The 5,643-nt window shown below is 69.0% G+C and carries 1 protein-coding gene and 1 pseudogene; both read left to right on the top strand.

From position 1 onward, the window contains the following. Nucleotides 1-19 precede the first annotated feature (19 nt). A pseudogene (locus IEY86_RS38465) lies at nucleotides 20-304 on the top strand (AMP-binding protein); the annotation flags it as partial. A gap of 75 nt (nucleotides 305-379) precedes the next feature. Beyond that, nucleotides 380-5,643 (top strand): non-ribosomal peptide synthetase (locus IEY86_RS35445; RefSeq protein ID WP_373287147.1); only part of this gene is annotated, 5,264 nt, incomplete at its 3' end.

Below are 5,643 nucleotides of genomic sequence, written 5' to 3'. Positions count from 1 at the left end.
TGGGGATCGGTTGCGGTTTGTGGTGTTCGGGGGTGAGGCGTTGGAGGTGGCGGGGTTGCGGTCGTGGTTTGCGGCTGCGGCTGCGGCTGGTGGTGGGCCGGTGCTGGTGAACATGTATGGGATCACTGAGACGACGGTGCATGTGACGTGGCAGCCGGTGGTGCCGGGTGGGGTTGGTGGGTTGGGTGGGTCGTTGATCGGTCGTCCGATTCCGGATCTGCGGGTGTATGTGGTCGACGGTGCTGGCCGTCCGGTGCCGGTGGGTGTGGTGGGTGAGTTGATGGTCGGTGGTCGGGGTGTGGCGCGGGGTTATCTGGGTCGGCCGGGGTTGACGGGTGAGCGGTTTGTGCCGGACTGGTTGGCGGGGGATGGTTCGCGGTTGTATCGGACGGGGGATGTGGGCCGGTGGCTGCCGGACGGCACGTTGGAGTTCGTGGGGCGCAATGATTTCCAGGTCAAGGTCCGCGGGTACCGGATCGAACTCGGGGAGATCGAGGCCCGACTACTGGAGATCGACGCCGTCCGGGAAGCGGTCGTGGTGGCCCGCGGTGATCGCCTCGACGCCTACTACGTGCCCGACAGCAGCGTCGAGGTCGAAACGCTGCGTGGCGCGCTGAGTGAGGTCCTTCCTTCCTACATGGTGCCGTCGGCGTTTGTCGCGCTGGAGTCGCTGCCGTTGACCCCGAACGGGAAGGTGGACCGGGACAAGCTTCCGGTGCCGGACGGTGGCGCGGTGGTGGCCCGCGGCTACCGGGCCCCGGTGGGTGTGGTGGAGGAGGTGCTGGCCGGGATCTGGTCGGACCTTCTGAATGTGGAGCGCGTCGGCCGCGACGATGACTTCTTCGAACTCGGCGGCCATTCCCTGCTCGCGGTCTCTCTCGTCGGGCGGATGCGGCAGGCCGGGCTGTCGTGTGATGTGCGGGCGGTGTTCACCACCCCGACCGTCGCCGGGCTGGCCGCGGCAGTGGCGGCTGGCGGCGGGGGCGAGGTGCCGGTGCCGCCGAACGTGATTCCGGCGGACGCCGATGTGATCAGGCCGGGGATGCTGCCGCTGGTGGATCTGACCGAGGAGCAGATCGCGCGGGTGGTCGCCTCGGTGCCGGGCGGGGCCGGGAATGTGCAGGACATCTATCCGCTGGCGCCGCTGCAGGAGGGGATCTTCTTCCATCACCTGATGGGTGGCGAGGCGGACCCGTACCTGGTGTCCTATGTCCTGCCGATCAGCACCCGGGACGAGGTGGACCGGTTTGTGGCCGCGCTTCAGGCGGTGGTGGACCGGCACGACATCCTGCGTACGTCGGTGGTGTGGGAGGGACTGCCGCAGCCGGTGCAGGTGGTGTGGCGGCGGACCGGGCTGCCGGTCGAGGAGGTGACTCTTGACGGCAGGGGGGACGCGGTCGAACTCCTGGAGGCGTATCGGGTTCCGCTGGATTTGAACCGGGCGCCGCTGCTGCGGGTGGTGACGGCGTACGACGAGCCGAACGGCAGGTGGCTGTTGCTGGTGTTGATGCATCACCTGGTCGGCGACCACACCACACTGGACGTGATGCAGGAGGAGATCGGTGCCCTGCTGGCCGGCCGGGCAGGTGCGTTGCCGGAGCCGGTGCCGTACCGCAATGTGGTGGCCCAAGCCGTGTTGGGCACAACTCAGCAGGAGCACGAGGAGTTCTTCACCGAGCTGCTCGGCGATGTCGACGAGCCGACCGCGCCGTACGGCATCCTGGATGTCCGCGGTGACGGCACCGGAATCGCCGAGGCACGCGTCGATGTGGACGTTGCCCTGGCCCAGGCGGTCCGGGAGCAGGCCCGCCGGGTAGGTGTGTCTCCGGCGAGTGTGTGCCATCTGGCCTGGAGCATGGTGCTGTCCCGGCTCACCGGCCGTTCGGATGTGGTGTTCGGCACGGTGCTGTTCGGGCGGATGCAGGCCGGCGCCGGTGCGGAACGCGGCCTCGGCCTGTTCATCAACACCCTGCCGGTACGCGTCGGCATCGGTGCCCGGGGTGCGCTCGATGCTGTCCGGGACACCCATGGGCTGCTGGCCGAGCTGTTGCGGCACGAGCATGCTCCGCTGGTCGTGGCCCAGGGATGCAGCCAGGTCCCGACCGTGCTGCCGCTGTTCACCACCCTGCTGAACTACCGGCACAGCCCGGAACCTGCCGACCCCGCCGGTCCGGACGGGCCCGGCGCCGGGTTCGAGGTGCTGCACAGTCAGGAGCGCACCAACTACCCGATCGTCGTCTCGATCAACGACCTCGGCGACGCCGGACTGGCGATTTCGGCACAGGTGGACGACCGCCTGAATCCTGACCGGATCGGCGAGCTGATGGTAACGGCCGTTCGCGAACTCACCCATGCCCTGGCGCACCACCCGGCGGCACCGATCTCGGGCTTCGAGGTCCTGCCCGCGGCGGAGTTGACCATGCTGGTGGAGGGCTTCAACGCCACCGAAACCGCGATCGACACCCGGGTGTGCGTGCACGAGTTGTTCGAGGCACGGGTGCAGGCGGCTCCGGACGCGGTCGCACTGGTCCACGACAGCGGCCAGATGTCCTATGCGGAACTGAACTGTGCCGCGAACCGGATCGCGCACCGGTTGCGGGCTTCGGGCGTCGGTCCCGACGTACGGGTGGGTATCTGCGCCCGCCGCGGGGTGCCGCTGATCGCCGCGATCCTGGGCGTGCTCAAGGCCGGTGGCGCATACGTGCCCCTGGACCCGTCGTACCCGGCGGAACGGCTGGCGTTCATGCTCGCCGATGCCCGGCCCGCGGTGGTCCTGACCGACGGCACCGGTCTGGAGGCCGGCGGCGTACCCGTCCTGGACCTCGCCACTGGCTTCACCGATCAGCCCGAGACCGACGTGGCCGGTGAGGCGACCGGGGCGGACGCCGCGTACGTCATCTACACCTCCGGGTCCACCGGCACGCCGAAGGGCGTCATGGTCGAGCATCGCTCGATCGTCAACCGCATCCGCTGGATGCAGCGTGCCTACCCGATCGGCCGGGACGACGTGATCCTGCAAAAGACCCCGATGTCCTTCGACGTCTCCGTCTGGGAGTTCTTCTGGTGGATGACCGAAGGGGCCTCACTCTGTCTGCTGGAGCCGGGCGGCGAGAAAAACCCGGACGTCATCGCCGACACGATCGAGCGGGCCGGTGTGACCACGATGCACTTCGTCCCGGCCATGTTCAGCGCGTTCCTCGACACGGTCGGCACCCCCGCGCGCGGACTGGAGTCGTTGCGTCAGGTGTTCGCCAGCGGCGAGGCGCTCCCGCCCCACCTGGTGCGACAGTTCCACCGTACATTCAGTGGTCCAGGGCGACCGCAATTGATCAACCTGTACGGGCCCACCGAGGCCACCGTCGACGTGACGCACTACCCGTGCGACGACCCCGCCCCGGCGCTCGTCCCGATCGGCCGCCCGATCGACAACACGCGCCTCTACGTGGTGGATGGTTGCGGCCGTCCGGTGCCGGTGGGTGCGGTGGGTGAGTTGTTCATCGGTGGTCTGGGTGTGGCCCGGGGGTATCTGGGCCGGTCGGGGTTGACGGGTGAGCGGTTTGTGCCGGACTGGTTGGCGGGGGATGGTTCGCGGTTGTATCGGACGGGGGATGTGGGCCGTTGGCTGCCGGACGGGACGTTGGAGTTCGTGGGACGCAATGATTTCCAGGTCAAGGTCCGGGGTTACCGGATCGAACTGGGCGAGATCGAGGCCCGGCTGCTGGAGATCGACGCCGTCCGGGAAGCGGTCGTGGTGGCCCGCGGTGATCGCCTCGACGCCTACTACGTGCCCGACAGCAGCATCGGGGTCGAAACGCTGCGTGGCGCGCTGAGTGAGGTCCTTCCTTCCTACATGGTGCCGTCGGCGTTTGTCGCGCTGGAGTCGCTGCCGTTGACCCCGAACGGGAAGGTGGACCGGGACAAGCTTCCGGTGCCGGACGGTGGCGCGGTGGTGGTGCGTGGTTATCGGGCCCCGGTGGGTGTGGTGGAGGAGGTGCTGGCCGGGATCTGGTCGGACCTTCTGGGTGTGGAGCGCGTCGGCCGCGACGATGACTTCTTCGAACTCGGCGGGCACTCCCTGCTCGCGGTCTCTCTCGTCGGGCGGATGCGGGAGGCCGGGCTGTCGTGCGATGTGCGGGCGGTGTTCACCACCCCGACCGTCGCCGGACTCGCCGCGGCAGTGGCGGCTGGCGGCGGGGGCGAGGTGCCGGTGCCGCCGAACGTGATTCCGGCGGACACCGATGTGATCACGCCGGGGATGCTGCCGCTGGTGGATCTGACCGAGGAGCAGATCGCCAAGGTCGTCGCCTCGGTCCCGGGCGGAGCCGGGAATGTGCAGGACATCTACCCGCTGGCGCCGCTGCAGGAGGGGATCTTCTTCCACCACCTGATGGGCGCCGACGGGGACCCGTACCTCGGGCGGAGCCTGTACGCAGCCCGCACCCGGGACGCCGTGGGCGCGCTGACGACCGCGCTGCAGACCGTCGTGGATCGCCACGACATTCTGCGTACGTCGGTGGTGTGGGAGGGGTTGCCGCAAGCCGTACAGGTGGTTCGGCGGAAGGTCGGCCTCCCGGTCGACGAGGTGACGGTCGACGGCGCCACGGACGCCGTGTCGCAACTCCAGGCCCGGTACGACCCGCGCAGGTTCCGGCTGGATCTGAACCGGGCGCCGCTGCTGCGGGTGGTCACGGCGTACGACGAGCCGAACGACAGGTGGCTGCTGTTGGTGCTGATGCATCACCTGGTCGGCGACAACGCGACCTGGAACGCCCTGCAGAAGGAGATCGGGGCGGTCCTGGCCGGTCACGCCGACGCATTGCCGGAGCCGGTGCCGTACCGCAATGTGGTGGCCCAAGCCGTGCTGGGCACAACCCAGCAGGAGCATGAGGAGTTCTTCACCGACCTGCTGGGCGACGTCGACGAGCCGACCGCGCCGTACGGCATCCTGGACATCCGCGGCGACGGCACCGGAATCGCGGAGGCACGCGTCGATGTGGACGCTGCCCTGGCCCAGGCGATCCGGAAGCAGGCCCGTCGGGCGGGTGTGTCTCCGGCGAGTGTGTGCCATCTGGCGTGGAGCCTGGTGTTGTCCCGGCTGACCAGCCGCTCGGAGGTAGTGTTCGGCTCGGTTCTCCTCGGCCGGATGCAGGCCGGGGCAGGCGCGGAACGCGCAGTGGGCTTGTTCATCAACACCCTGCCGGTACGGATCGACGTGAACGGGCGGGGCGTGCTGGACGCGGTCCGGGACACGCAGCGGTTGCTGTCCGAGCTGTTGCGGCATGAGCATGCCCCGCTGGTGCTCGCCCAGGGGTGCAGTCGGGTGTCTGCGGGGCTGCCGCTGTTCACCAGTCTGTTCAACTATCGGCACAGCACTCCGGCGGATCCGGCTGCGGCCGGCGCGGCGTTGTCCGGGTTCGAGGTGCTGGACAGCGAGGAGCGCACCAACTATCCAGTCGCGGTTTCGGTCGATGACGTGGGTACGGGGTTCGCGGTGACCGCTCAGGTGGATGACCGGCTGGACCCGGACCGTGTCTGCGGGTTGCTCATGAATGCCGTCCGAGAGATCAGCCGGGCGTTGGAGGCTGCGCCGGGTGCGCCGGTTTCCGGCCTGGAGGTGCTGCCGGAGGCGGAGCGGGCGCTTGT

Source organism: Wenjunlia tyrosinilytica (assembly GCF_014646055.1).
Classification (GTDB): domain Bacteria; phylum Actinomycetota; class Actinomycetes; order Streptomycetales; family Streptomycetaceae; genus Wenjunlia; species Wenjunlia tyrosinilytica.
The sequence above is the reverse complement of the archived record's forward strand: the minus strand, read 5'-3'. Positions and strand labels throughout refer to the sequence as shown.